General features: G+C 45.4%; 24 protein-coding genes. 10 read left to right on the forward strand and 14 right to left on the reverse strand.

Going from position 1 to position 24,112, the window contains the following annotated elements:
• The first annotated feature begins 155 nt into the window (after nt 1-155).
• The 3 genes from QE417_RS11400 to QE417_RS11410 all read left to right on the forward strand — a co-directional run bounded on the left by QE417_RS11400 (nt 156) and on the right by QE417_RS11410 (nt 4,152).
• Complete coding sequence (locus QE417_RS11400; RefSeq protein ID WP_311950016.1) at nt 156-2,303, forward strand: polysaccharide lyase family protein; 2,148 nt, start codon at nt 156-158, stop codon at nt 2,301-2,303.
• Between the two features lie 137 nt (nt 2,304-2,440).
• Nucleotides 2,441-3,196, forward strand: coding sequence for a ThuA domain-containing protein (locus QE417_RS11405; RefSeq protein ID WP_311950017.1), 756 nt, complete (start codon nt 2,441-2,443; stop codon nt 3,194-3,196).
• A 134-nt stretch (nt 3,197-3,330) separates the two neighbouring features.
• Nucleotides 3,331-4,152: a phosphatase PAP2 family protein gene (locus QE417_RS11410; protein WP_311950019.1), complete on the forward strand. Its 822-nt coding sequence runs from the start codon at nt 3,331-3,333 to the stop codon at nt 4,150-4,152.
• Between the two features lie 3 nt (nt 4,153-4,155).
• On the opposite strand, the gene QE417_RS11415 is transcribed toward QE417_RS11410, so the two are convergent.
• The 6 genes from QE417_RS11415 to QE417_RS11440 all read right to left on the reverse strand — a co-directional run bounded on the left by QE417_RS11415 (nt 4,156) and on the right by QE417_RS11440 (nt 8,693).
• Entirely contained in the window at nt 4,156-6,597 is a 2,442-nt protein-coding gene (locus QE417_RS11415; RefSeq protein ID WP_311950020.1) for a TonB-dependent receptor domain-containing protein, read from the reverse strand.
• Nucleotides 6,598-6,691: 94 nt separating this feature from the next.
• Nucleotides 6,692-7,192, reverse strand: a complete 501-nt coding sequence (locus QE417_RS11420; protein WP_311950022.1) for a GyrI-like domain-containing protein — start codon at nt 7,190-7,192, stop codon at nt 6,692-6,694.
• 10 nt (nt 7,193-7,202) lie between these two features.
• Nucleotides 7,203-7,640 carry a DoxX family protein gene (locus QE417_RS11425; protein WP_311950023.1) on the reverse strand — a complete coding sequence of 146 codons (438 nt, stop codon included), beginning with the start codon at nt 7,638-7,640 and terminating at the stop codon, nt 7,203-7,205.
• A gap of 39 nt (nt 7,641-7,679) precedes the next feature.
• On the reverse strand, nt 7,680-8,096 hold the full coding sequence (locus QE417_RS11430) for a VOC family protein (RefSeq protein ID WP_311950025.1): 417 nt from the start codon (nt 8,094-8,096) through the stop codon (nt 7,680-7,682).
• Nucleotides 8,097-8,100: 4 nt separating this feature from the next.
• Nucleotides 8,101-8,442, reverse strand: coding sequence for a dihydrofolate reductase family protein (locus tag QE417_RS11435; protein ID WP_311950026.1), 342 nt, complete (start codon nt 8,440-8,442; stop codon nt 8,101-8,103).
• Nucleotides 8,443-8,450: 8 nt separating this feature from the next.
• Entirely contained in the window at nt 8,451-8,693 is a 243-nt protein-coding gene (locus QE417_RS11440; RefSeq protein WP_311950028.1) for a dihydrofolate reductase family protein, read from the reverse strand.
• Between the two features lie 132 nt (nt 8,694-8,825).
• On the opposite strand from QE417_RS11440, the gene QE417_RS11445 reads away from it, so the two are divergent.
• The 4 genes from QE417_RS11445 (at nt 8,826) to QE417_RS11460 (ending at nt 13,112) form a co-directional block, all read left to right on the forward strand.
• Nucleotides 8,826-9,803: a GlxA family transcriptional regulator gene (locus tag QE417_RS11445; protein ID WP_311950029.1), complete on the forward strand. Its 978-nt coding sequence runs from the start codon at nt 8,826-8,828 to the stop codon at nt 9,801-9,803.
• Nucleotides 9,804-10,451: 648 nt separating this feature from the next.
• Entirely contained in the window at nt 10,452-11,366 is a 915-nt protein-coding gene (locus tag QE417_RS11450) for a J domain-containing protein (RefSeq protein ID WP_311950030.1), read from the forward strand.
• Nucleotides 11,367-11,368: 2 nt separating this feature from the next.
• Nucleotides 11,369-11,659, forward strand: a complete 291-nt coding sequence (locus QE417_RS11455; RefSeq protein WP_311950031.1) for a chaperone modulator CbpM — start codon at nt 11,369-11,371, stop codon at nt 11,657-11,659.
• Nucleotides 11,660-11,831: 172 nt separating this feature from the next.
• On the forward strand, nt 11,832-13,112 hold the full coding sequence (locus QE417_RS11460; protein ID WP_311950032.1) for a replication-associated recombination protein A: 1,281 nt from the start codon (nt 11,832-11,834) through the stop codon (nt 13,110-13,112).
• 263 nt (nt 13,113-13,375) lie between these two features.
• Here QE417_RS11460 and QE417_RS11465 read toward each other — a convergent pair whose 3' ends face one another.
• Together QE417_RS11465 and QE417_RS11470 are read right to left on the reverse strand one after the other, a co-directional pair.
• Complete coding sequence (locus QE417_RS11465) at nt 13,376-14,032, reverse strand: hypothetical protein (protein WP_311950033.1); 657 nt, start codon at nt 14,030-14,032, stop codon at nt 13,376-13,378.
• 216 nt (nt 14,033-14,248) lie between these two features.
• Nucleotides 14,249-15,211: an isopenicillin N synthase family dioxygenase gene (locus tag QE417_RS11470; RefSeq protein ID WP_311950034.1), complete on the reverse strand. Its 963-nt coding sequence runs from the start codon at nt 15,209-15,211 to the stop codon at nt 14,249-14,251.
• Nucleotides 15,212-15,437: 226 nt separating this feature from the next.
• On the opposite strand from QE417_RS11470, the gene QE417_RS11475 reads away from it, so the two are divergent.
• Entirely contained in the window at nt 15,438-17,381 is a 1,944-nt protein-coding gene (locus QE417_RS11475; RefSeq protein WP_311950037.1) for a DUF6600 domain-containing protein, read from the forward strand.
• 116 nt (nt 17,382-17,497) lie between these two features.
• Here the strand turns inward: QE417_RS11475 and QE417_RS11480 are convergent, their stop codons facing one another.
• Nucleotides 17,498-19,324 carry an FAD-dependent oxidoreductase gene (locus QE417_RS11480; protein ID WP_311950038.1) on the reverse strand — a complete coding sequence of 609 codons (1,827 nt, stop codon included), beginning with the start codon at nt 19,322-19,324 and terminating at the stop codon, nt 17,498-17,500.
• Between the two features lie 148 nt (nt 19,325-19,472).
• Between QE417_RS11480 and QE417_RS11485 the strand changes: the two genes are divergently transcribed.
• Both QE417_RS11485 and QE417_RS11490 read left to right on the forward strand, forming a co-directional pair.
• Nucleotides 19,473-20,012, forward strand: coding sequence for a YfiT family bacillithiol transferase (locus tag QE417_RS11485; protein WP_311950039.1), 540 nt, complete (start codon nt 19,473-19,475; stop codon nt 20,010-20,012).
• A gap of 66 nt (nt 20,013-20,078) precedes the next feature.
• Nucleotides 20,079-20,768 (forward strand): DUF4184 family protein, encoded by a 690-nt coding sequence (locus QE417_RS11490; RefSeq protein WP_376717545.1) that lies wholly within the window; start codon nt 20,079-20,081, stop codon nt 20,766-20,768.
• A 118-nt stretch (nt 20,769-20,886) separates the two neighbouring features.
• Here QE417_RS11490 and QE417_RS11495 read toward each other — a convergent pair whose 3' ends face one another.
• The 5 genes from QE417_RS11495 to QE417_RS11515 form a co-directional block, all read right to left on the reverse strand.
• A complete protein-coding gene (locus QE417_RS11495) occupies nt 20,887-21,690 on the reverse strand; it encodes a hypothetical protein (RefSeq protein ID WP_311950042.1) in 804 nt (267 codons plus the stop codon).
• 15 nt (nt 21,691-21,705) lie between these two features.
• Nucleotides 21,706-22,203 (reverse strand): heavy-metal-associated domain-containing protein, encoded by a 498-nt coding sequence (locus tag QE417_RS11500; RefSeq protein WP_311950044.1) that lies wholly within the window; start codon nt 22,201-22,203, stop codon nt 21,706-21,708.
• Between the two features lie 95 nt (nt 22,204-22,298).
• Nucleotides 22,299-22,706 (reverse strand): HYC_CC_PP family protein, encoded by a 408-nt coding sequence (locus QE417_RS11505; RefSeq protein WP_311950045.1) that lies wholly within the window; start codon nt 22,704-22,706, stop codon nt 22,299-22,301.
• A gap of 173 nt (nt 22,707-22,879) precedes the next feature.
• Nucleotides 22,880-23,740, reverse strand: a complete 861-nt coding sequence (locus QE417_RS11510) for an N-acetylglucosamine kinase (protein WP_311950047.1) — start codon at nt 23,738-23,740, stop codon at nt 22,880-22,882.
• A complete protein-coding gene (locus QE417_RS11515; RefSeq protein WP_311950049.1) occupies nt 23,737-24,096 on the reverse strand; it encodes a response regulator in 360 nt (119 codons plus the stop codon). Before QE417_RS11515 ends, QE417_RS11510 begins: the two co-directional genes overlap by 4 nt.
• Nucleotides 24,097-24,112 lie beyond the last annotated feature (16 nt).

The following is a 24,112-nucleotide window of genomic DNA, read 5'->3' on the forward strand; positions in this document are numbered from 1 at the left end:
GTAAACGTAAATATTTCATTTCTTATAATTATATGCTATGTAACAATATAGTTTCAGGCCTACACTACAGGATGGTGCTTTAAAACCAGCTGTTTACATTAGTTTCGTAAACCAATTATAGCCCTCAAATCCGAGCATTTTATTAAAAAAAACTTATGCGCAACAAGTACCTGTTTGTGTTATTGGCGGCCGGCATTGTGCTGTCGTCATTTATGGTAAAACCTAAACCAAAGGCTGTTTTGGCTCCTGCCGCCCCCAATGTTACGGTTACCGATGACGGCCCAACTTACACGCTTGCTAACGGCTACATCACTATAAAGGTAAATAAACGCACCGGCGATCTTACCTCGGTAAAAACGCCCAAAACAGTTACGCCCAATGTGGAACTGATGGGCTATAAATCGGGCCATCATGCCGGTTATTGGGAACAAAGCCCGGCGCTGGCAGCCCGTGAGGTTACTGCCATCACCATCGATCCGGCCAAGGTAAACGGCGACCGTGGTGAGGTATCGATTAAAGGATACTCGGACGGTAAATCTATATTAGGCGCCAACCCTACGGCTGCGGGGCAAGGCGGCGGTTTAATTGCCGATTTGGAAATACGCTATACCCTCGAACGCGGCGCACACGGCTTATATACCTACGCCATATTTACCCATCAAGATACTTACCCGGCTGGATCGGTAGGCGAATCGCGCTTTGGGGCCAAACTTTCGGGTATGGTTTTCGATTGGTTATCGATAGACGAAAAGCGAAATGCTATGATGCCCACCGGTAAAGATTGGGATGAAGGTGACGACTTGAACATGAAAGAAGCCCGCCGTTTAACAACTGGGGTACATAAAGGCCGTGCCGAACATAAGTATGATTATTCGGCCAGGCAATCAGCCATACCGGCATTTGGGTGGTCGTCTACCAAAGAAAAGGTTGGATTTTATTTGATCAACCCCTCATTTGAATACCTATCAAGCGGACCACGACATTACGAGCTTACCGGCCATTTAGATGATGGCGACGGCGGCGACCCTACCATTTTAGATTACTGGCGCGGCACGCACTATGGTGGCAGCATGCTCCCTTTTGCCGATAAAGAACCCTGGACAAAAGTGGTTGGCCCAATATTTATTTATGTACCCACCGGTAACACACCCCAAGCCCTGTTTGAGGATGCCAAAAAGCAGGCAAAAATTGAGCAGGCCCGCTGGCCTTACAACTGGGTAAAAGATGTTGATTACACGCCAGCTACCGAGCGCGCAACCGTTAAAGGCAAAATGAAGTTAGTAGACGCGCAGGCACCTTCACTCAAGTTTACCAACTTACTGGTAGGCTTAGCCCATCCTGACGAGCCTGAGCCGCCCCGCCGCCCAAGGCCCGAGCGCCCGCCTGTTGAAACCGCTGCACCCGTTACCGTAGCACCGGTAACGCCACCAGCACCTGCAGATACGCCTAAACTTTTGGCTAACGGGAAACGTGCTAATCGCGGCACGTATTTACCACCACGCCAAGCAGGAGCGCGTCCGGCATTTAACTTTCCGCCGCAGGCCATGAACTGGCAAAACGATGCAAAATATTACCAGTTTTGGGCAGAGGGTGCAGCCGATGGCTCATTCAGTATTACCAATGTACGCCCCGGTATTTACCAGTTGCATGCCATTGCCGATGGCGTTTTGGGTGCTTACGATGCCACCGCTACGGTAACCATAATGCCGAGCCAAAAACTGGATTTAGGCACCATTGAATGGAAACCCGTACGCTACGGCCAGCAAATATTTGAAATTGGCATACCCAACCGCTCGGCCAGTGAGTTTTTTAAGGGCGATGACCACTGGCACTGGGGCATGTATATTGAGTACGCTAAGTACTTCCCCAACGATGTGAACTTTACGGTAGGAAAATCAAACCCGGCTAAAGACTGGTATATATATCACGTGCCACACGACACTGATTTTAAACCTACCGGGCAAGACCAGGGCCGCGCCACACCGTGGACGATTAACTTTACCATGCCTGAAAATGCGCCAGCAAGCGGCAAAGCAACCTTGCGCTTTGGCATAGCAGGTTCGGGGGCACGCTCTTTGGGCATAGCCGTTAATGGCAAAGACCTTGGCCCTTTTACCGACATTGGCGGCGGCGGTGCCAACATGGTACGCGACGGCATTGAGGGCACCTGGGTTGAACGTAAATTTAACTTTGATGCCTCGTTACTTAAACCCGGACAAAACAGTATTGTGCTCACCGTACCCGCCGGCAATGTAACCAGCGGAATTTGTTATGATGTGATACGCTTGGAGGTAGAAAAGTAATTACATCCATTCATAGTAATCAAAAGCCATCCAATAAAGGGTGGCTTTTGTTTTAATGGACGCTTAGTGTTAGGGCTTTATATACAGCTTATTTAAATTTAAAAGCGCTGTATATTTAACCCACCAATTATTTGATAATGAAAAAGCTTTTTAGCCTGATTTGTTTACTGTACACGTTTACATTATCAAGTGCACAATCACTATCCTTTAAAGTGCTGGTACTTTATGAAAACGGCGGACACCACCTGGCTTATTCAAAAGCAGCCATACAATGGCTTAACCAACAGGGCAAGGCCAATAATTTTAAGGTTGATTATATACAAAACACCGAAACCATAACCGACAGCCTGCTAAATAAATACCGGGTATTTATACAGTTAGATTACCCACCTTACACCTGGACACCACGTGCGGCAGCGACATTTCAAAAATACATTGATGGAGGCAAAGGCGGTTGGGTTGGCTTTCATCATGCCACGCTGTTGGGCAATTTTGATGGCTTTAAAATGTGGCAATGGTTTTCGGATTTTATGGGTGGCATAAAATTCAAAAATTACATAGCCACTTTTGCACAAGGCTGGGTAAATGTGGAAGACAAGCAACACCCGGTAATGAAAGGCGTACCTGCATCATTCACCATTAGTAAAGAGGAATGGTATACTTATAACCAAAGCCCCCGCTCAAACGTGCAGGTACTGGCCAGCGTTGATGAAAAAAGCTATCGCCCCCAAAGCAATATTACCATGGGCGACCATCCCGTGGTGTGGAGCAACCCGCATGTAAAGGCTCGCAACGTATACATTTTTATGGGGCACTCACCTGAATTATTTAAAAGCGCTGCCTACAAGCAACTATTTAAAAACGCCATATTATTTACAGCAGGCAGATTGTAAATCATGCCTGTTGCAACAATTTTTCACAAAGTCATTTACAAAACAGCGTTATCTTTTTTAAGCTTTTCAAAACATATTTATGCTTTAGCAATTTATATGCTACCATATTTGTTTAACATTAAGTTAACGTACAAATGCTCAACAATATACTACCACTTTATAAATACGTTATTGCAATGTTTACCGTGCTATGCGTTACAAATTCATCACTTGCACAAATAACGCTTGATACTGCACGCAAAGACTCTACCGATCATATTTTACAGGTACCCGATACCGTTAAACACCTTGAAAGTAAATTTATATCATTTATACCACCGGCAGCATTTATTGGATATGGCTTTTTGTCGCTTGGTGTAAAACCTATCCGCGATATTGATTACCATGTATATAACGACGTTCAGAAAGACCATCCTAACTTTCATACGCCGATAGATGATTATTTTCAGTATGTGCCCGTAATTACAGTTTACGGTCTCAATGCATTCGGTTTGGCGGGTAAAAACCGCTTTATTGATCGTACGATATTACTGGCCATGTCGCAGGCCATAAGACTGGGTACAGTTACCCTGGTTAAAAAAACAGCTGACAGGCTACGCCCTAACGGGTTCGACCGGCAATCATTCCCATCGGGGCATGCCAGCACTGCTTTTGCCACAGCCGAGTTTATGGCGCAGGAGTATGGTGAGGTTTCGCCCTGGTTTGGTGTTTATGCTTACTCTTTTGCCACGGCTACGGCCATTCTACGGGTGTATAATAACGATCACTGGTTTAGCGATATTATAGCCGGGGCAGGTTTCGGCATACTGTCAACCAAGGCCGCTTACTTGCTTTACCCTTACATCCGCAATACGTTTTTCAGGAACGATAAGAACAAAGACAATAAGAAAGCCGCCCTGTTCATTCCCACATATAATAACGGCTACGCAGGTTTTACCTTTGTAAAAACGTTTTAAACCTTACGAACCTTTTACCCTGTTTTGCTCGTCGCCTGCGCCGTTGGCATCGTGTTTACGCTGGTTTGATATGGCCTTGCCAAAACGGTAGCTGTATGATACGGTTATAAAACGCGAATCGGTACGGTTAGTCCAGTTGGCTTCGGTATTGGCCAGGTTATTAATAATACCCCTGTTAATGTTCGAATAAAAAATATCGTTTACATTGAGTTTAAGCGTGCTGGCCGTAGATAGCTTTTTTTGCACACCAGCGTTAATGCGGCCGGTTTCGCGCAAAATAAATTGCGCGTTGGTAATTTTAGTGCGGTACATGCCATTCAGTTCGGCGGTCCAGGTTTTGGTTAACTTAAACTGAAGGGTGGGCTGTACAAACCAAAACGTGCCTTTGGTATCTAACCTGCCGGTATAAAAATCGCTCACCGAATGAATGTTGGTTACCTCAGTATAACCGCTAAAGGTTAGCCATTTGGCAAAATCATGGTTGGCATTTACCGATACACTTTTTACCGTTATGTTCCCCAAATTGCCTGGGCGACTGTAATAGGTGCCATTAATAATTTCGATGGTTTCGTTCACCTGGTCGCGGTCTTTACTGTAACTCAGGGTGGTGGTAATTTTGTTTTTATACGTGTGCGATAACGAGAACACATTAGAGAAAGTTGGCTTCAGGAATGGGTTACCCACATAATAGGTAAACTTATCTAACGGCGAAATAAAGGGATTTAAATCCTGGTAAAACGGACGGTTAATGCGGCGGCCAAAATTGAAACCCAGTTGATTGTTCGATGACGTATCTACCTTATACGACACATAAAATGTAGGAAATAAGTTGGTGTAACGGCGCGTAAAAGCAGAATCGGGCTTTTCGATATTACCTAACTGGTGACCGTCTGACTGGGTATTTTCCAACCGTAAACCCGCCTGGAACGATATTTTTTTAAACTCTTTGCTCAGGTTAACGTATGCGGCGTTAATATTTTCTTTATAAATAAAGTGATTGCTCTTGTCATAATCGGGCCGGGTAATGTTGTTGGCCATAAGGGTGTAATCGGCCACATTATCGGTTTTAGTGTAACTGGCCTTCACCCCTGCATCAAAGTTATAGCCACCTTTAAAAGGATGCGTATAATCAGACTTTAAAGAGAAAATATCGATGTGTGCCGGCAGCTTCCCGGTTAATATATCCTGCGATTTAAATACACGGCCGGGCAGGTATGTATAGTTGTCAAACAACTGGTCGTTGTCGGTTGAATAGGCTATGTAGTCAACATCGGCAGTAACTTGGCGCCCGGTTTTACCAAACTGATGGCGGTAATTGGCATTCACGCCACCGTTCCTGAATTTTGAATCTTGTTTATTAAGTGCCACAATGGTTGAATCTAACTTCCCCGAGGCATTCAGCAAATCGCTCACATTGTTTACATTGTTGCCTCCCGGGCGAAGCGTTCCGGTGAGTACGATGCCTAAAGTGGTATTATCGCTGGCATAATAATCGGCTCCAACTTTCGAACTCAAGCCATGCCCGGTACGGCGAATAAATGAATTTTGGGCAAAAAAGCCACGACTGCTGCCATCGGCATTAAGGTAGCGACGGTTAATATCTAAATCGGTAAAGGTGTTTTGATAGTTATAGCTTAGATTACCAAACAGGTTAAGCTTATTGTGCCGATAATTAAAGTTTACGCTGTTATTGGTACGTGTATAACGGCCTCGTGTGGCTGCAACGTTTAAAGCGCCGTTAAAACCAATGGCCTTATTCTTTTTTAGCTTGATGTTAATTACCCCGGCATTTCCGGCGGCATCATATTTGGCAGGCGGGTTAGCCATCAACTCAATTTGGTCGAGCGATGAGGAGGGCAGCGAGCGCAGGTAGCTTTCCAGATCGGCCCCTGAAAGATAAGTTGGCTTATCGTCAATAAACACTTGCACCCCGTTCTTCCCTTTAAAGCTAATGGCACCGTTCTGATCAATCTGTACACCGGGCGATTGGCTCAGCACCTCAAACGCCGCGGTACCGGCATTGGCAATCAACGCATCGGGGTTAACCACCACGCGGTCTATCTTCTGCTCTACAAATGCTTTTTTCGAGGTTACTTCAACCCCTTTCAGCATGGTTGAGCTTGGCGTAAGTATAATAACCGGTAAGTTTACGCTGGCATTTCCGGCATCAACAGCAATGGGTTCAGATGTATATTTGTTATAGCCCATAAGCGATATGCTCATGCGGTACTTGCCAAAAGCAAGGTTGGCAAAACTGAATTTACCCTCAGCATTGGCCAAAGTATTCTTGCGGATGGATGAATCAGGGTAACCGGTTAAGGTAACCGTAGCGGCATTTAAGGCTTCGCTTTGGGCATCGGTTATTTTACCGTTAATATTACCCGTTTGCGCGGCAACCATGGTTGAAATAAAAATAAGACAGGATAAGGCAGTCAGTTTCAGCATAGATAGTTAGTAAATACTTACATAAGATATTTACAAGACACGCAAAATGAGTAAGCGTTACACTATTTGCGAATTAAATATGCTCAAGGAGCAACTATCCATCAATTAAAACAGCAATTGCCGTTCGCCAGTTATTCATATCGGGTTCATCAACGTTCATAAAAAACTCGAAGCGGCCTGCCCAAACATCTTTCTTGCCATCGCTCTTCTTCCATTTAAGATGCTGTTCTTTTGCCCATGCATCAAGCACTTCAAAAGTTTGCTCCAATTGATCAGGGTGACCGCAATGTATCAGCGTAGCAAAACTACCATCAGGTACATGCCCGGTTATTACCCTGCTGTCGCCCTCAATAAATGCCGATACCGGGAACCCAACTTCGATATGAAAAGGTTTTTCGGCATCGCCCATAACATAATAGCGGTAAAACAGCGGACCGGCAATTTTAGCCTCTTTACCTTGCAGCCACTCCTTTACTTCGTTAGCCAGAGTGTTGCCTTTATTCCACTCTTTGAGTGTTACTTGAATAGCAATAGCAACATAGGGTTGTGCGCATCCGGTTTGTAAGCGTGGTTCTATGTTGCTGTTTGCTTGCATATAGTGAGTGTTATATAAATGACGATTGAATGCTTGCCGATGCTACATTATCCTGCAAGTTTTGATTGGGCTTGTGCAACTCTTTAGCTTTTTGCAACTTGTGGTAATAAAAATAGGAGGCAACGCCCAGGGCAATAAAGAGAAGCATAGGCGCCCAGTTTTCTACCGATTTGCCAGAGGCCGCCACCGAGTAAACCGCGCCAATTAAATCAAAAATCAGCCCGGCGTAAGCCCACTCTTTAATGCGCGGATAGCCCGGAATTAAAATGGCTATTGCCCCCAGTATTTTGGCTACGCCCACAAAGGGTAACAGGTAAGCAGGCATCTGCATTTCTTTAAAGCCTTGTACGGCTATATCCTGCACCAGTACATCGGGTATGGCGCTGCCCACCATTACAAACAGGAACAGGCCGGTAAGTATCCAATAAATTATCTTGTTTTTTTTCATAATTTTAATTGTTTAGCATGATAAATAAGCGCTCAGCCATTACGGCTTGGCAACAGGAAAAGCAAGCATCCAGTTAAAGCCGTATTTATCAGTTAACGAACCGAAGTAATCGCCCCAAAACTCTTCTTTAGGAGGCATCATGGGCTGGCCACCGGTGCTCAGTTTATCAAACAGCTGGTCTACCTCTGCTCTGCTTTCGCAGCTCAGGCTCAGGCTTACATCTTTACCTTTGGGCAAATCGCCGCCCATGCAGTTGTCTGATGCCATAATCATCACATCGCTAACTTTAAGGCAGGCATGCAGCACGGTATCCGCCATTGATTCGGGAAACTGGTCTTTTGCCGGAGATTCGCCTACTTTCATTACAAATAGTTCGCCGCCAAAAGTTTCTTTGTAAAAGTTCATGGCTTCGTTACAGTTGCCATCAAAAAATAGGTAAGCATCAAGTCTTTTCATGTTTTTAAGTGTTTGTGTTTAGTAAATTGTATTCGGGTTCGTAATAAAAAAGCACCACGCCATTGGTAAAATGATGTGTTTTGATGAGCCTGAGCGCCGGCCTTTCTTTAATTAAAAACAGGGGCACGCCTTGCTTTAAAACCACCGGGGCCACCCATAACAGGTACACATCAATTAACCCTGCCTTTATGAGCGAGTGCGCCATGTTTACGCCTCCCCACGATATAATATCGGCCCCGGGTTGTTGCTTTAAATATAATACTTCGCGGTTTAAATTGCCCTTTGCCAGTTTTGATTGCGGCCTGCTAATTTGCTGCAACGTGGTAGAAAATACTATTTTGGGCAAACCGCAAATCAGTTTGGCATACCTCCTGTCTTGGGTGGTTGATACGGGCTTATAGCTACCTGGCTCCAGTGTTTCAACATGGCTTCGTACGTAATGCGGCCTACCAGTATGGCGCCCATGCTTTGCAGCAGGGCATGGCTCTCATGGGCGATTTCATCGCTCCAATATTCGTAATGCCAGTCGAGCTCGCCATTGGGCCCGGCCATCATGCCGTTCATGGTTATATTTACCGATAGTACCACTTTGCGCATCTTTATTCACTTTGCAACCGCCTCATTAACAAGGCATATTACAAAGGTAGGCTAATACCCGGCGCGCGGTGAGTGCGCTTTACGGCAATTTGAGGGGTTGATTGCGACAATACTTTACATTAGCTTTGAGTTATGAAGCACATATCAATTTTAGTACCTAAAGGAGCTATACTGGGCAGCCTGGAAGGCTCAAGACAGTTACTTACGCAAGTAAACCAGTTTTTTGCCGCCAAAGGCATGCCCCCGATATTTAAAGTGCAGCTGGTAGGGCTAAATACCCATACCCCCATTACCGGCGGACTATTTACAGTAAATACCGACCTGGTAATTGATGATGTTAAAAAAACCGACCTCATTATCATCCCCGCCCTCGACGGCGACCTGAACCAGGCCATCGAAAACAATAAAGATTTTATTCCGTGGATCATCAAACAACGCGCAGCAGGCTCTGAGGTAGCCAGTTTGTGTTTAGGTGCCTTCCTGCTGGCTTCTACCGGGTTGCTCAATGGCCATAAATGTGCCACACACTGGATGGCCGCTAACGCCTTTAAGCAAATGTTCCCCGATGTGGAACTGGTGACCGAGAAAATTATTACCGATGAGCAGGGTATTTACTCCAGCGGCGGTGCTTTTTCATATCTTAACCTCATTTTGTATTTGATTGAAAAGTTTGCCGGGCGCGAAATGGCTATTCTCAGTTCTAAGGTTTTTGCCATAGAAATGGAGCGTAGCAGCCAATCGCCGTTCATCATCTTCCAGGGGCAAAAAGACCATACCGACGACCCCATAAAAAAAGCGCAGGAATATATTGAACAAAACTACCAGGAAAAAATTACGGTAGAACAGCTGGCCTCGATGTTTGCGCTCGGCCGCCGAAACCTGGAGCGTCGTTTTAAAAAGGCAACCGCCAATACCGTGGTAGAATACATACAACGCGTAAAAATAGAAGCCGCCAAAATGAACCTCGAAAACACCCGCGACAGCGTAAACGAGGTAATGTACAACGTAGGCTATACCGATACCAAGGCTTTCCGCAGTACGTTTAAGCGTATTACGGGCTTATCGCCTATTGAGTATAAAAATAAGTATCAGCGGGAGTTGGTGAATTAGAAATTTTGTTATACGGCGTTTGCTTATCGCTTTTCTACCGCTCATTGCCGCGGAGGCTACTACTTTTGTCTTGATACAAAAGATAGCAAAAAATCAAGTCACCTCCACAATGCTTCGTTTTTCGCACAATGCCTGCGCTGCAAAGCCCGGCAGCACCACGGGCTGGTTATCTTTTGCCCTACTTCATTCGCTCTTAGGCCTTGGCTTCAGCAAAATCTAAAAGGCCCTTTCCCGTCGCACAGGCCATCCTGTGCTGCCCCGCTTTCGCCCCGAAGCTGGGAGGTGACGAAGAGAAAGTATTTGAACTAAAATTGGCCAAAATTAAAGGATTTACAGAATTACTTTTTCTGACCGATTCATGTGCTTTAAAGAGCGCGGGGCATTCAGCGCACCCGGCCGGGAGCTGCCTGTGGGATGGCAGGGATTGCGATGAATAGGCCTTTTGCTACTTTGGGGCTATGCCAAACTTAGCGTTAGCGACGCTCATGAACACCTCTGAAAATAAACACAATGTGAATAACTAACAGCCTTAGCGGCAATTGAGCGCTCACCAAGAGATAAACTAACGACAGATGCAAAATTTACCTCAACCTTATACCTTCTCCGCTGTTATACACTTAAATTGCAATAAGCAATATTTAAAAAACCATGGCCTTTGTTGATTACTATAAAATTTTAGGGGTCGAAAAAACAGCTACCGAAAAGGAGATTAAAAATGCCTACCGCAAGCTGGCCCGTAAATATCACCCCGATCTTAACCCTAATGATTCGGAAGCTAACAAAAAGTTTCAGGAGATAAATGAAGCTAACGAGGTACTCACCGATGCCGAGAAGCGCAAAAAATACGACCAGTACGGAGAAAACTGGCAACATGCCGATGCTTATGAACAAGCCCGGCAGCAGCAGGACCGTCAATCGCACGGTTATCAGGGCGGCGGTCAGCAGGGCGGTTATAACTTTGAATCGTTTGGCGATGAGGGCGGCGATTTTTCCGATTTCTTTCAATCCATGTTTGGCGGTGCCGGTGGCGGTAGTGGCAGGCAACAGGCACGTTACCGCGGACAGGATTTTAATGCGCAGTTGCAGCTAACCTTGCAGGAAGCCGCCGAAACGCACAAGCAAACGCTTACAGTTAACGGAAAAAACATACGCATAACCATACCGGCAGGTGTGGAGAACGGGCAAACCATAAAAATTGCAGGGCATGGTAGCGCGGGTGTAAACGGTGGCCCGGCGGGCGATTTGTATATCACCTTTATAATTGCCGATGATGCCCGCTTTAAACGCAGGGGCAATGATCTGCTGGCAACCGTTCCGCTCGATTTGTACACGGCTGTTTTAGGTGGCGAAATTACCTCCGATACCCTTACCGGGCAGGTTAAGGTAAAAGTAAAACCCGAAACGCAGAACGGTACACAGGTGAAACTTAAAGGCAAGGGCATGCCCGTTTACAAAAAAGCCGACGAGTTTGGCGACTTGTACCTTACCTACAATATACAGCTGCCAACAAACCTTACCAACGAGCAAATAGAACTATTTAAACAACTGGCTAACCGTAAATAACCATGGCAACAGAGCAGTTAACCCCCGTAAACGATTTTTGCAGCTATCATCACATTGAGTACACCGTTATCAGTATGTTTCACGATGCAGGTTTACTCGAGCTAAATATTATAGACAAGGTAAGCTACATCCCGGTTTATGAGCTCCCGCGACTGGAGCGCATGGTACGCTTGCACACCGACCTGGGCATTAACCCCGAAGGCATTGAAGCCATAACTCACCTGTTGGAACGTATTGATACGATGCAGCAGGAAATGCAGATATTGAGGAACAGGTTAAGGAGTTACGAGTGAGCATGCGCTGTAAACCCCATTGTCATTTCGAGGTACGAGAAATGCTATACGCTTGGTAAGCTATAAGCTTTATAAGATTTCTCGTAAGCTCATGCTGGCATGAACCATCACAACAATACTTCCTTACTAAATAAATTAGGATTCCGACCCAACAAACGCGAAATTTACCCATATGAATAACCTGCCGCCATTGGCCGAACGTATGCGCCCCAAAACGCTCGATGATTATGTTGGGCAAAAACACCTGGTTGGGCAGGGAGCCGTACTGCGCAAGGCCATCGAGTCAGGCAATCTGCCGTCGATGATTTTTTGGGGGCCACCGGGGGTAGGTAAAACCACACTGGCGTATATTATTTCGCAAAACCTCAAAAGGCCGTTTTTTGCCCTTAGCGCAATTAACTCTGGCGTTAAAGATGTGCGCGAGGTAATCGAAAAAGCATCATTACTCAAACAAGGCGGGCAAACACTACCGGTTTTGTTTATTGATGAGATACACCGTTTCTCCAAATCGCAGCAAGACTCGCTGTTGGGTGCGGTTGAACGCGGCATCGTTACGCTGATTGGTGCCACTACTGAAAACCCGTCGTTCGAGGTTATATCGGCTTTGCTGTCGCGATGCCAGGTCTATATTTTACAGCACCTGCATGAGGATGATTTAGTAGCCCTCCTCAATAAAGCCATGCAGGACGACGAGGTGCTAAAAACCAAAAAAATCACCATTAAAGAGCATGAAGCATTATTACGCCTGTCGGGTGGAGATGCGCGTAAACTGCTCAATATTTTCGAGCTGTTGCTCAATGCCATTGATGCACCCAAAATTGTGGTAACCAATGACGCCGTGCTCAAAAATGTGCAGCAAAACATGGCACTGTATGATAAGGCGGGCGAGCAACATTACGATATTATTTCGGCCTTCATTAAATCTATGCGGGGGAGCGACCCTAACGGTGCCGTATACTGGCTGGCCCGTATGCTGGTAGGCGGCGAAGACCCCTCATTTATTGCCCGCCGTATGCTCATCCTCGCATCCGAAGATATTGGCAATGCCAATCCTAATGCCCTATTGCTGGCGCAAAGCTGTTTTGAAGCGGTAAATGTAATTGGTATGCCCGAGGCGCGTATCATCCTATCGCAAACGGCTGTTTATTTGGCAACATCGGCCAAGAGCAATGCCAGCTATATGGCCATTGGCACTGCCATGGACCTGGTACGCCAAACCGGCGACCTGCCCGTGCCCTTGCACCTGCGTAATGCACCAACCAAGCTCATGAAAAACATTGGCTATGGTAAGGACTATAAATATGCCCACAGTTACGAAGGCAACTTTACCGATCAGGACTTTTTACCCGACGAAATTAAAGGCACCAAGCTTTACGATCCCGGCAGCAACGCCCGGGAAAACGAAGCGAGAGAGAAGTTGAAGAAGCTTTGGGGGAATAGGTATAAGTATTAGTGAGTGGTGAATTGTGGAATAGTGAGTAGTTGTTCATAACCTATCCCATTTTGTCATCTCAAACGATAGTGAGAGATCCTGTTCAATTTGCAAAGCTTATCCTTGGGAACAAGATTTTTCTTTATCACCCGAAGCGGCAATTATAAAGAACGCGTCATTGCGAGGTACGAAGCAATCTCTGCGAATGCAAAGCGTTCATGCATAGTTCAGAGATTGCTTCGTACCTCGCAATGACGGGAGGGGAATATGGCTCTTTCCTAAAACTAAAACACCGAAAACACGCCTCTTGTATATGGCAAATTGCGGGTGAGTTTATCCATCTGGCGCTCAAAGGCATCTTTGGCTTCAGGGGCTCCCATTTCGTTCATGCGTTTGGTGTAGGCCCATAGTACCTCGCCATCAGCGCCATTGGCTATTTTGAGAGAGAGGGTTACTTCGGCGGTTTTGTTGTAACCAAACACAGCGGCGGTTACGGTGCCAACATTCGGGGTATTTTCTTTGCGCACAAAATCGCCGCAAATAACAGCATCAACGCCTAAAGCTTTGGCAATTTCATCTTTGCTGTAAACATCCAGGCTTTCAATCATGCCTGCCTGTTGTAACAGCCGGTTAGTTTCTGTAGTATTTTGGAAGCGTACTTTATATTTAAAAAACTCGCGCATTAAAGAGGTATACACTTCAAACTGCACCTGCAGGGCTAAGTCTTTTTCCTCTTGTATATGCGCTACCGAATCAAAACTTTTAGGAACTTTGCGATAAGTTATATGTGCCTCGAATGGTAAAATGGCTACCAGATGGTGCTCTTTGATTGCATCTTTAAGTTTAGGGCTTTTGTATACTTGTTTACCAGGCTCCAGCAATTGCGCCATCACGTTAAGAGTTAACAAGCAAACGGCTATGAGTAATAATACTTTTTTCATGATAAGGTTGGATTCGGTTTTTACAACAGACTGTTTAAAATGAAAAAGGTTACATGAGGGATGGAAAAAAATAGCCCCACCCAAACCCTCCGCGGGGAGGGAGGGCTTTTATGAGCAAACTTATTATCAAAAGAAAACCCCGAATAAAAAGCATTACTGCTTTATTCGGGGTTAATTATCTTAAAGTCCTCCCGCCCGGGGAGGATTTAGGTGGGGCTATTTCTTCAACCCAATCTCTCTTAACCTTTCATCCAGGTATTCGCCGGCGGTCATGTCGCTGTAAACTTTGGGGTGTTGCTCATCTATGGTGCTTTCGAGGCTGGTTAAATCCATATCTGATTTTGGGTGCAAAAAGAACGGCACCGAGAAGCGCGAATACTTCATTTGCTCGCGCGGCGGATTAACTACACGGTGGGTGGTTGATTTTAACTTGTTATTGGTTAAACGTTGTAACATGTCGCCTACGTTTACAACCACGTCTTCGCCATGGGCCTTAATCGGGAACCACTCATTGTCGCGGGTCAATACCTCTAAACCATCAGCGCTTGCACCAATCAGCAGGGTAATTAAGTTAATATCCTCATGGGCACCGGCACGCACAGCATCTGGCGCTAAAGCGTCAGGATCTTCAATAGGGAAGTAGTGCAGGGTGCGCAGTATAGAGTTACCGTTGTGCACTTTATCGTAAAAGTAATCTTTGGGCAATTCTAAATACACGGCAATAGCCTCGAGTAGCATGGTACCTGCGGCTTCCAGCTTTTGGTAAATCTCGCGGGTTACGGTGTTAAAATCGGGCAGTTCGTCAACATAAACGTTGTCGGGGTATTGCTCTTTTATCGGGTCGCCGTCGGTTACGGTTTGGCCAATTTGCCAAAACTCCTTCAGGTCGGGCACTTTAAAGCCTTTGGCAGTTTCTTTGCCCTTGCTGGTATAACCACGCTGACCGGCCAACTCGGGTTTTTCGTATTTCAGCTTTATATCTTCGGGTAAAGCAAACAAGGCTTTTACCTGGGCGTAAAGGCTATCAATAAGCTCTTTGCTCAGGCCATGGTTGGTAATGGTTACAAACCCGGTTTCGTTAAAAGCTTTACCAATAGCATCCGAAAATGCTTTACGGCTTTCAGCATCACCATTTTTATAGGTATCTAAATCGAGCCGTGGAATATTTACTGTACTCATAATAATCAGTTTTGAGGTAATATGATGTAAAATTACTAAAAATAACAGCCCCTCCCAAACCCCATAGCCCCCTCTAAATCTCCCCCGGAAAGGGAGGCTTAAAAACCTGGGACTTAAAGCTCTCCCTCCGGCGAGGGTTTGAGCAGGGCAAAAACAATAACAGCCATTAAACGCTTTTGATTTAATAGTGTCGAAACATTATACGCACCAATTAATACCACCAGCAATGAAATGGATTGTTAAATATATAAGTGTTGCCTGCCTGGCTTTATTAAGTACCATGGCAATACCTCAAAAAGCTGCCGCGCAGGATGATGAAATCACTTTTCAGGATTTTTACGACCAGCTTTCGCCTTATGGCACCTGGGTTGACGACCCCGACCATGGCACCGTTTGGGTACCCGATGTTGACCAGGATTTTAAACCCTACGCTACTAACGGCCATTGGGCCATGACCGAGTATGGCAATACTTGGGTATCAGATTATGAATGGGGATGGGCACCGTTTCACTATGGCCGCTGGAAATTTGATGATTACTATGGCTGGGAATGGATACCCGATTACGAATGGGGACCGGCCTGGGTTGACTGGCGCAGCGGAGACAACTACTACGGATGGGCACCACTTGGCCCCGATGCCAGTTTAGATGATGCTTACTATTACGCCAACGAACCATCATATGATTACTGGACTTTTGCTCCGCAGATGTACATTTACAGCCCGGTTATTTACAATTATTATGTACCGAGAGTAAGGTTTGCATCATTCTTCGGTCGTACCGTGTTCATAAATAATTTTTATAACCGTAACAACAGCAGGTATGTATGCGGTCCGCGCCGCATTGATATTGAGCGTGCAACCCGCAGCAGGGTAACAGTTTACAATATTCGTAACATTAGCCGCCCAAGCCGTAACTACATTAACAACACCACTATTAACATTTACCGCCCACAGGTACGCAGGGTTGATAATGCCCGCCCTAACCGCGTGGTTGATGGAAGGGCTTACCGCAACGCCAATCCGGGTTGGAGTATCGGTAACCGCAGTGGTCGTACTAACCGCCCTGATAATGCCGCCCGTTTGGCCAATGTGGCCCGAGGTAATGATGACAATAACCGTAACATAGTTAGGGTTAATAACGATAACAATCGCCCCGGTGCCCGCCCAACCCGTGGTGGTACCGACCGTGTGCCTAACCGCACCCGCGATGAGCAGGATAACCGCCGCCGCCAGCAGGACGGACAGCAGGTTTTAACCGACCAGCAGTTGCAGCAACGCCGCGAGGATGCTAATAACCGCCGCGATCAGCAAGGTAATGACGACCGTCGCCGCCAGTCAAGACCCAATCAGGGCCAGATGACCGATGAGCAGCGTCAGCAAATGGAGCAACGCCGTCAGCAACGCGAACAGCAAAACGGTCAACTAACTGATGAGCAACGCCAGCAACAAGCCGACCAGCGCAGGCAACAAATGGAACAACGCCGCCAGCAAAGGGATCAGCAAAATCAGCAAATGACCGACGAGCAGCGCCAGCAACAAGCCGACCAGCGCAGGCAACAAATAGAACAACGCCGCCAGCAAAGAGATCAGCAAAACCAGCAACAACAAACTGATCAACAACGCCAGCAGCAAGATCAGCAAAGGCAGCAACAGGCTGAACAACGTCGTCAGCAACGCGAACAACAAAATCAGCAGCAACAAACTGATCAGCAACGCCAGCAGCAAGACCAGCAAAGGCAGCAACAGGCCGAGCAACGCCGTCAGCAACGCGAACAGCAAGATGCTCAGCAGCGTCAGCAGCAGGATCAGCAAAGACAACAGCAAGCCGAGCAACAGCGTCAGCAGCAACAGGAACAACAAAGGCAACAGCAACAAGAGCAACGTCGTCAGCAGCAGGATCAACAGCGCCAACAGCAACAAGACCAGCAACGCCAGCAACAGGAACAGCAAAGGCAACAACAGCGTCAACAGCAACAAGATCAGCAACGCCAGCAACAGGAACAGCAAAGGCAACAACAGCAGGAACAGCGTCGTCAACAAGCTGAGCAACAGCGCCAACAACAACAAGACCAGCAACGCCAGCAGCAGGAACAACAGCGCCAACAGCAAGACCAGCAAAGGCAACAACAACGCGAACAGCAAAGACAGCAACGTCCTGTACGCCCGTAATAGCCCTTATTCTATAAACCAAAACAGCCCGGCATTTAGCGGGCTGTTTTGGTTTTTATATGTTAAATAAAATATCCGTCTGTATTCTTGATTCTGTAATCTTGAATCTCAGTCCTTTAATTCACCAGTTTACCGGTTAAATCAACCGTGCGGGCAAAGGGGTTTAAATATTTATTGGTGAGCACGGCAAACTCGCGGCGGGTAAGCGGGCGGTTCATATCATAAGGCAGGGTAAACTTAAAGGTTTCTTTCCATTGCTTTTCCATGGTAGACCGCAATACTTTGGGCTCAGTAAGCGTAATTTCGCTTATAAAAGAAAGCAGATTGCCCACCGTAAACTGAGTGCCAGGTTTCTCTTTATTAAACCATAAAAAGGCACGGGTATAAATCTCCCTAATGGCCGGTTCAACTTCGGCCGTGGTTACCAGGCTATCGGCATTAAAAAGTACCGGAGCTGTTTTTCCGTTTACCTTTTGTACGCCTTTAAGCATACCTGTAGCGCTAACCTGTTGTATAGCTCTGAAGTTTGGATCGGTAAGCGGCACGTCTGAAAACGGCAACAGGTATCCTTTAAAATCCAGTAATTCGCCTTGTACAACACGTACATTTAAGTTTTTAGTAGTGGTTTTAAAAAAAGCACAGTAAGCGGCAACGCAACCTGCCCCCTGGCCCAAAACCATTTGCACCGATGGATAAAATGTACTTGCGCTTACCAAATGCGTGGTTGATAATGCCTTTTCGGTAACCAGCAAATTATCTACGTCCTTAAGCACCACAGTACCCAACGGAATGCTATATGCCGGGAACGGCGGATAAGCTGTTTGCGGACCGCGCTTATCAACATAATGCTGCCCCGGTGAGGCATCGCCTACGGCAATGGAAGTGCGGTATAGTTTTGAGCTGCGGTCATACGGCGTAAAAATATCATCGAGCACCATACGTATTTTACCGTTAGCGCGGCGGTACTCGCGCATGTATGGGATGGGTGGCAGGCCATCGGGTGTACCAAATTCATCAGTAGTGCTGAAATTTTTTAGCCCCCCTACAGTTTGCAGGTAATAAATAAGTCCCAAAACCCGCAGGCGGCATTCTTTGTAAAACTGCTCGCGGTTTTTAGGGTCGAGCTGCTCGGGCGATGATTTGAACGAGATGCCCGGATCGCTCCATTTGAGCATGAACTTATCATTAGGTATGCGGCCGCCCTGCACCATTTTAAGCAGGTCTTTACCTTTCAGGCTGGCGTAGTTTTCGGGGTCGTAGCCTTCGGGTTGGGGCAGGGTTTTATCGGCACCTTTACCGTAATCTTTTAAAATAGCACACCAGGTAATATCCTGTGTTACCGGTATAGCTTCTTCGGGAGCCAGTTTTTCGCCGGTGTTGCTACGGCTGTCAAACCCAGTGCTGAATTTTGCACCTGCCAAAGCGGCTATATCTCCGGTGCCGGTAGCATCAATTACAATTTGGGCTTTTATGGTATTGGTTTTGCCTTTTTCAACAATGGTTACTTCCCAGCCGGTGCCATTCTTTTTAATGGTTTTCCAAGGGGTATTAAGTTTGAGTGTCAGGTTTTTTACCGTGTCGGTCATTTTTTTTAAAATGGCCGCACCTGTATAAGGTTCAAACTTTAATACCGCGTTTACCGTGGTATCATACCCCGGCATTTTTTTGTAGAACTCGCGTATGTGTTTCCTGAACTCGCCCCATATACCCGATGGCAAGTTACGGTTGGCATCTACCACACACATGGCACCCGAGGTAAGCTCTCCACCTAACCACGGACCAGGTTCTACCAAAATGGTTTTCACCTTGCTGCGGGCACATTGCAACGCTGCCGCCGTACCACTGGCGCTGCCGCCAATTACCAACACATCGGTTTTAATGGTATCAGCATAAGTATGTATAGCGCACAGGCAAAGCAGGGTAATGAGTAAGTTTTTCAACATGAGGAGAATACAGGTTTAAAACGCTAAAGTAGGGCAAAGCTTTTACTATCAATAAAAATTTGTGTAACAAAATGGCCTTTCTAATGAGGCATGCGGGCAATTTTCACAAAAAGCATCGGCCTTTAAATTTTTAGTATTTAATTTGAGTATGACAACCCAACCCGACGAACACTTACGTTACCCCATAGGCCGTTTTGCTAAGCCCAGCGAGTATACTTCTGAACTGTTTGCGCAATCCATCAACACCATAAAAACCCTGCCCGCCCGTTTGCGTGCCGAGGTGATTAAACTGACCGATGCCCAACTGAACACCACTTACCGCCCCGGCGGCTGGACGCTTAAACAAGTGGTACACCACCTGGCCGACAGCCATATGAATGCTCTCATGCGTATTAAACTGGCACTAACCGAAGAGCACCCCTCCATTAAACCGTACGATGAAGCCGGCTGGGCCAATCAAATCGATTATAGCCTGCCTGTCGAATCCTCATTAAAAATACTGGAAGGTATACATCAACACATGGTGGCCCTGTACGAAAGCTTTGACGAAGCCCAATGGAACCGCAGTTTCCTGCATCCTGAAAGAGGTGTGGTTTATACCATTGCGCTTTCGGCGGCTATGTATGCATGGCATAGCAATCATCATTTGGCGCATATTACGGAGACGATGAAGCAGTGGGATAAATAAACCCTAATTGCATACCAAGCAAATTTGCTGTTATATGCCTTTTACCTTTGCACATCCGGCAATTGTATTGCCTTTAGGCCGTTTACCTGCCAAGTCGTTTCGCTAACTGCTTTGGTTATTGGCAGTATGTTGCCCGATTTTGAGTATTTTTTGCGACTCAAAATAAAAAGCGCTTACAGCCATACATGGACCGGACTGCTTTGGTTTAATTTACCATTAGGTTTGATTTTATACTTTGTTTACTCGAAATTAGTAAAACCCGTCTTGATTGTCCATCTGCCGACGTTTTTAAACAAGAGATTTTCAAAGTTTAAGAATACAAAACCAGTAAATTTATCCTCATTACTAATAAATACTGTTTCTCTGCTCATAGGTGCTTCTACCCATATTTTGTGGGATGGCTTTACACACCCCACCGGTTATTTTGTTAGCCAACTGCCGTTTCTACAAAATGAGGCAACAGTTGCGAATTACAGCTTACCTATTTATAAATTGTTACAGCATGGCAGCACACTAACAGGCACTTTATTAATCATCTTGTCGGTTATAATGCTTCCTCCATTAGCTTCAACTCGATTGCCATCCACATATAAATATTGGCTCATAGTGCTATGCGTTGCATTAGCTTTAATTATAATAAGAGTGATGTTTGGCTTAAGATTACACGAATTTGGCAACTTGATTGTAACAGGTATTGCAGGAGGATTTTTAGGCTTAATAGTAGCTTCATTAACTAAGCTTGCAACTAAACCTTGATATAAAAATGTCATTCCGAACGATAGAAAGGAATCCTGTACGAGCTATATAAACAGCTTATAAGATTTTTCCTAACGTCGGAATGGCATTTTCCGTTAAGGGAATATTGGAAAATTCCTTAATTAAAAATATTAAACAAATTATACTCCACCCTTACCAGATACATGTTTTGCGTATTGCGTAACATGCGGTTGGTTAACGGGGTGCGGTACGATAAGTCGACGCGGAGCACACTGTTGAATATAAATTGTACGGCCGGGGCTATATCTACATAATATTGTCCTTTGCCCGGGTTGCTCTTGCCCAATAATTCGGCGTAAAGGTTAATGTTGGTTTGCTCGTAATTGGTATACTTTTTAGGAAACAGCAGGTAACCCGCCGAAACACTATAAGCAATGCTGTTGCGGTTAACCGGTTCATACCCTCCCCTGTTTTCAAACGCGCGCAGGTAACTTAACGTGCCCGAAACGGCCAGTTTGTGCATGAGTTGCGTGGCAACTAATCCACCTTGCAAACCGGTATTATCGCCCTCTAATGATATTTCCTGGTTGTACTGTATGTTACGGATGGATGATGCCTTGGCAAATGCCGCCATCCTGAAATGCCGCTGCACACTATCAACCGAGTAAAAACGGTATTTGGCGTAAGTGCTTACACCTTCAAAACGTTGCTTATCCTGGTAAAAATCAGACATATAGGCCGTGCCGTGTACCATGAGGTATTTGTTTACGCCCAGCATGGCTTCGAGCGTGGTACGGTTACGGTAATCGGGCTTAAAATAGCCCTGGTTTTCGAGCCTGATGCCCAATGATTTAGCAGCCATGTTACTGGCCGGTTCGCTGTTCACATAAAGTTCCTGGGCCGAGGCGGTGTATAGCCCGGCCAGCATACCCGCAAGGGTAAGCCACGTATACTTGGTCATAAAACTTTACTGGAATTAAATAATCACGTGATATGATTTGCCATTGCCTGCCTTGTCGTCGGTGGCGGTGCTATACTTTTTAACAGTGGCAGCCGGGGCAAAGCCTTTGTTCACTACGGTTACGGCAACTTCACCATCTAAACCTTTAGCAGGGGCGTTGAGGATGTGAAAGGTATCGCCCGAGTAGCTGAACATATTGTTGTTCACTTTGAGTTTGTCAAAATCAACAAAGGCTTTGAGTTGGTTAATGGCAAAACCCGCTCCCTGAACTTTTTTGCTCATCTGCTCCAAATCAACCGGTGAGGTATTTTTAAAGGTGATGGTAAACAGGTTACGGTTAAGGTCTGTTTTAATATCGCCGATAAAGGGTAGTGTACGCAGGGATTTTTCGGTAGCTTTTGAACACATGGAGCAGGTAAGACCACTTACCTGTAATTCGGCTTTAACAAATTGAGCTTTAGCAGCGCTTATAGAGATAGCCAACAGGGCTATAAAGATTTTAAGAGATTTCATGTTGTAATTAATTGGAAATAAAATAATTGTGCATAAACAAAAAACAGGCATAAGCCTTTAAGGCCATGCTGTTACACGGTACAATTACTTACCAATTAAATACGGATGTTACAGTTTTTAATAAAGGTGGCAACCTTACTTGTAGGTTCATCCTCCGGTGGGCCGCGGTTAAAAAACTTCTCTAAAAGAACCTTTTGGGCCGAAAAAATAAAGTCTTCGAAAGGCAGCTTAGGCATTTCGAACGAGAATACTTTAGCCAGGAATGAAGTTTGTTCGGCTTGCTGGTGGGTATCTTTAACCTTTACGGTAACCTTGTGATTTTTGCAGCAATCCATTTTCATGCCGCAGGTTATATCGGCTTTCTTCTCCAAAATAGGAGCCGGTGCGGCCGATAATTTAACAGTGGCTACTTTATTGCCGCAGTAATGTAAGTTCAGGGCAAAGCCTAACACCGTAATGGTGTATAAAATGGCTAAACTAAATGCGCCTGTTCTTTTAAACATACCGCGAAAGTACGGCAGATTACCTTACAAAGCAAATTATTTTTAGGTAACTTATTGAAAAATATAGCGTTACAACATACATGGTGCAACTATTAAAACACCAAAGGCTATTGATTTATAGTTTGTTGCTAAAATTAAATAAGAGATAAAGCTGAATTTACCAGGAAGCGAATTTAAGCCCGGATATGGCTACGCGATAAAATAAAATCAACCAAACCATCAATAGGGTGACGAATTATTTTACCGGCCGATATGCCGTTCTCTGCGCATAGCTCTTTTAGTTCATTAGTAAAGAAATAAGCTATAGATCCTACAAAATGGCAGGTATATTCCTGGTACTGAGCGTACGATTTTATATCGGTATCTATAAATTCCTGCAAGCCACGCTTAATAAGCTGTTTGCCGTATTCAGTTGTTTTAACTTCTGATAAAAACCTGGCAAATGATGCCAGGTAAGAGTTGGCTCCCCTTTTGAGGTATACGTTGGTAATAATATCGTCTTTAGTGAGGTTAAATTCGGTGCAGAACTTGGCATTCACATCTGCCGGCATACGACCATACATATAATCGGTGATCAAGTTTTTGCCAAACCAGGTGCCCGAACCTTCATCACCCAAAACATAGCCTAAACCATGCTTACCGGTGGTTACATCTTCGCCATCAAAAAAAGAGATGTTTGAACCTGTACCCAGCACACATACCAAGCCTTTGTGCGTACCACAGGTAGCATAGGCCGAACCCAGCAAATCACTGTCGACACTTACAAAGGCACGTGGAAATATATGACTTAAAGCGTTGGAAACAACTTCGCGCTTATCGGGACTTGAGCATCCTGCGCCAAAAAAGTATATTTCCTCAATCAGCGGAAAATGATTAACCATTACCGGAGCCTGCTCCTGTATGATTTTAATAATTTCCTTTTCAGATAAAAAAAACGGGTTTAACCCTGCTGTGCTAAATTTAACCGATTCCTGCTTGTCTGATGCCAGTACCCAATCGGTTTTCGAAGATCCGCTATCGGCTACAATGATCATGCACTCAGTTCTTCCAGAATTTTTTGGGTAAGCGGTTTATGTATAAACTGGGTAATGTACTTGTTCTGGCCCGAACGTTTTACATCAACCGGGTCAAGCGATGAAGACAGCATGAATATCTTGGTATGATCTTTATCGTGCCCGTCAAGCTTTTCATATTCCTGTAAAAACTCAAAGCCGTTCATGAGCGGCATACGTAAATCTAAAAAAATCACATCGGGCTTAATAAGCCCGTCGCGTATTTGTTCAATAGCTTCGGTGGCCGATTGCTTAACCACAATGTTCTGCGCAAAATTACTGCTCTCCAATATCCGTCGCGTAACAAAATTGTCGATATAGTTATCGTCAATTAGCAAGCAAGTTTTATAGCCA

The organism is Mucilaginibacter terrae (assembly GCF_031951985.1).
Lineage (GTDB): Bacteria > Bacteroidota > Bacteroidia > Sphingobacteriales > Sphingobacteriaceae > Mucilaginibacter > Mucilaginibacter terrae_A.

Excerpts from the sequence above, each read along its gene's own strand:
- QE417_RS11485 (WP_311950039.1), top strand. The coding sequence starts at position 19,473 with ATGACAACCCAACCCGACGAACACTTACGTTACCCCATAGGCCGTTTT.
- QE417_RS11470 (WP_311950034.1), bottom strand. The coding sequence starts at position 15,211 with ATGAGTACAGTAAATATTCCACGGCTCGATTTAGATACCTATAAAAAT.
- QE417_RS11465 (WP_311950033.1), bottom strand. The coding sequence starts at position 14,032 with ATGAAAAAAGTATTATTACTCATAGCCGTTTGCTTGTTAACTCTTAAC.
- QE417_RS11430 (WP_311950025.1), bottom strand. The coding sequence starts at position 8,096 with ATGAAAAGACTTGATGCTTACCTATTTTTTGATGGCAACTGTAACGAA.
- QE417_RS11445 (WP_311950029.1), top strand. The coding sequence starts at position 8,826 with ATGAAGCACATATCAATTTTAGTACCTAAAGGAGCTATACTGGGCAGC.
- QE417_RS11415 (WP_311950020.1), bottom strand. The coding sequence starts at position 6,597 with ATGCTGAAACTGACTGCCTTATCCTGTCTTATTTTTATTTCAACCATG.
- QE417_RS11450 (WP_311950030.1), top strand. The coding sequence starts at position 10,452 with ATGGCCTTTGTTGATTACTATAAAATTTTAGGGGTCGAAAAAACAGCT.
- QE417_RS11410 (WP_311950019.1), top strand. The coding sequence starts at position 3,331 with ATGCTCAACAATATACTACCACTTTATAAATACGTTATTGCAATGTTT.
- QE417_RS11460 (WP_311950032.1), top strand. The coding sequence starts at position 11,832 with ATGAATAACCTGCCGCCATTGGCCGAACGTATGCGCCCCAAAACGCTC.
- QE417_RS11425 (WP_311950023.1), bottom strand. The coding sequence starts at position 7,640 with ATGAAAAAAAACAAGATAATTTATTGGATACTTACCGGCCTGTTCCTG.
- QE417_RS11440 (WP_311950028.1), bottom strand. The coding sequence starts at position 8,693 with ATGCGCAAAGTGGTACTATCGGTAAATATAACCATGAACGGCATGATG.
- QE417_RS11480 (WP_311950038.1), bottom strand. The coding sequence starts at position 19,324 with ATGTTGAAAAACTTACTCATTACCCTGCTTTGCCTGTGCGCTATACAT.
- QE417_RS11475 (WP_311950037.1), top strand. The coding sequence starts at position 15,438 with ATGAAATGGATTGTTAAATATATAAGTGTTGCCTGCCTGGCTTTATTA.
- QE417_RS11510 (WP_311950047.1), bottom strand. The coding sequence starts at position 23,740 with ATGATCATTGTAGCCGATAGCGGATCTTCGAAAACCGATTGGGTACTG.
- QE417_RS11495 (WP_311950042.1), bottom strand. The coding sequence starts at position 21,690 with ATGACCAAGTATACGTGGCTTACCCTTGCGGGTATGCTGGCCGGGCTA.
- QE417_RS11400 (WP_311950016.1), top strand. The coding sequence starts at position 156 with ATGCGCAACAAGTACCTGTTTGTGTTATTGGCGGCCGGCATTGTGCTG.
- QE417_RS11420 (WP_311950022.1), bottom strand. The coding sequence starts at position 7,192 with ATGCAAGCAAACAGCAACATAGAACCACGCTTACAAACCGGATGCGCA.
- QE417_RS11455 (WP_311950031.1), top strand. The coding sequence starts at position 11,369 with ATGGCAACAGAGCAGTTAACCCCCGTAAACGATTTTTGCAGCTATCAT.
- QE417_RS11500 (WP_311950044.1), bottom strand. The coding sequence starts at position 22,203 with ATGAAATCTCTTAAAATCTTTATAGCCCTGTTGGCTATCTCTATAAGC.
- QE417_RS11505 (WP_311950045.1), bottom strand. The coding sequence starts at position 22,706 with ATGTTTAAAAGAACAGGCGCATTTAGTTTAGCCATTTTATACACCATT.
- QE417_RS11405 (WP_311950017.1), top strand. The coding sequence starts at position 2,441 with ATGAAAAAGCTTTTTAGCCTGATTTGTTTACTGTACACGTTTACATTA.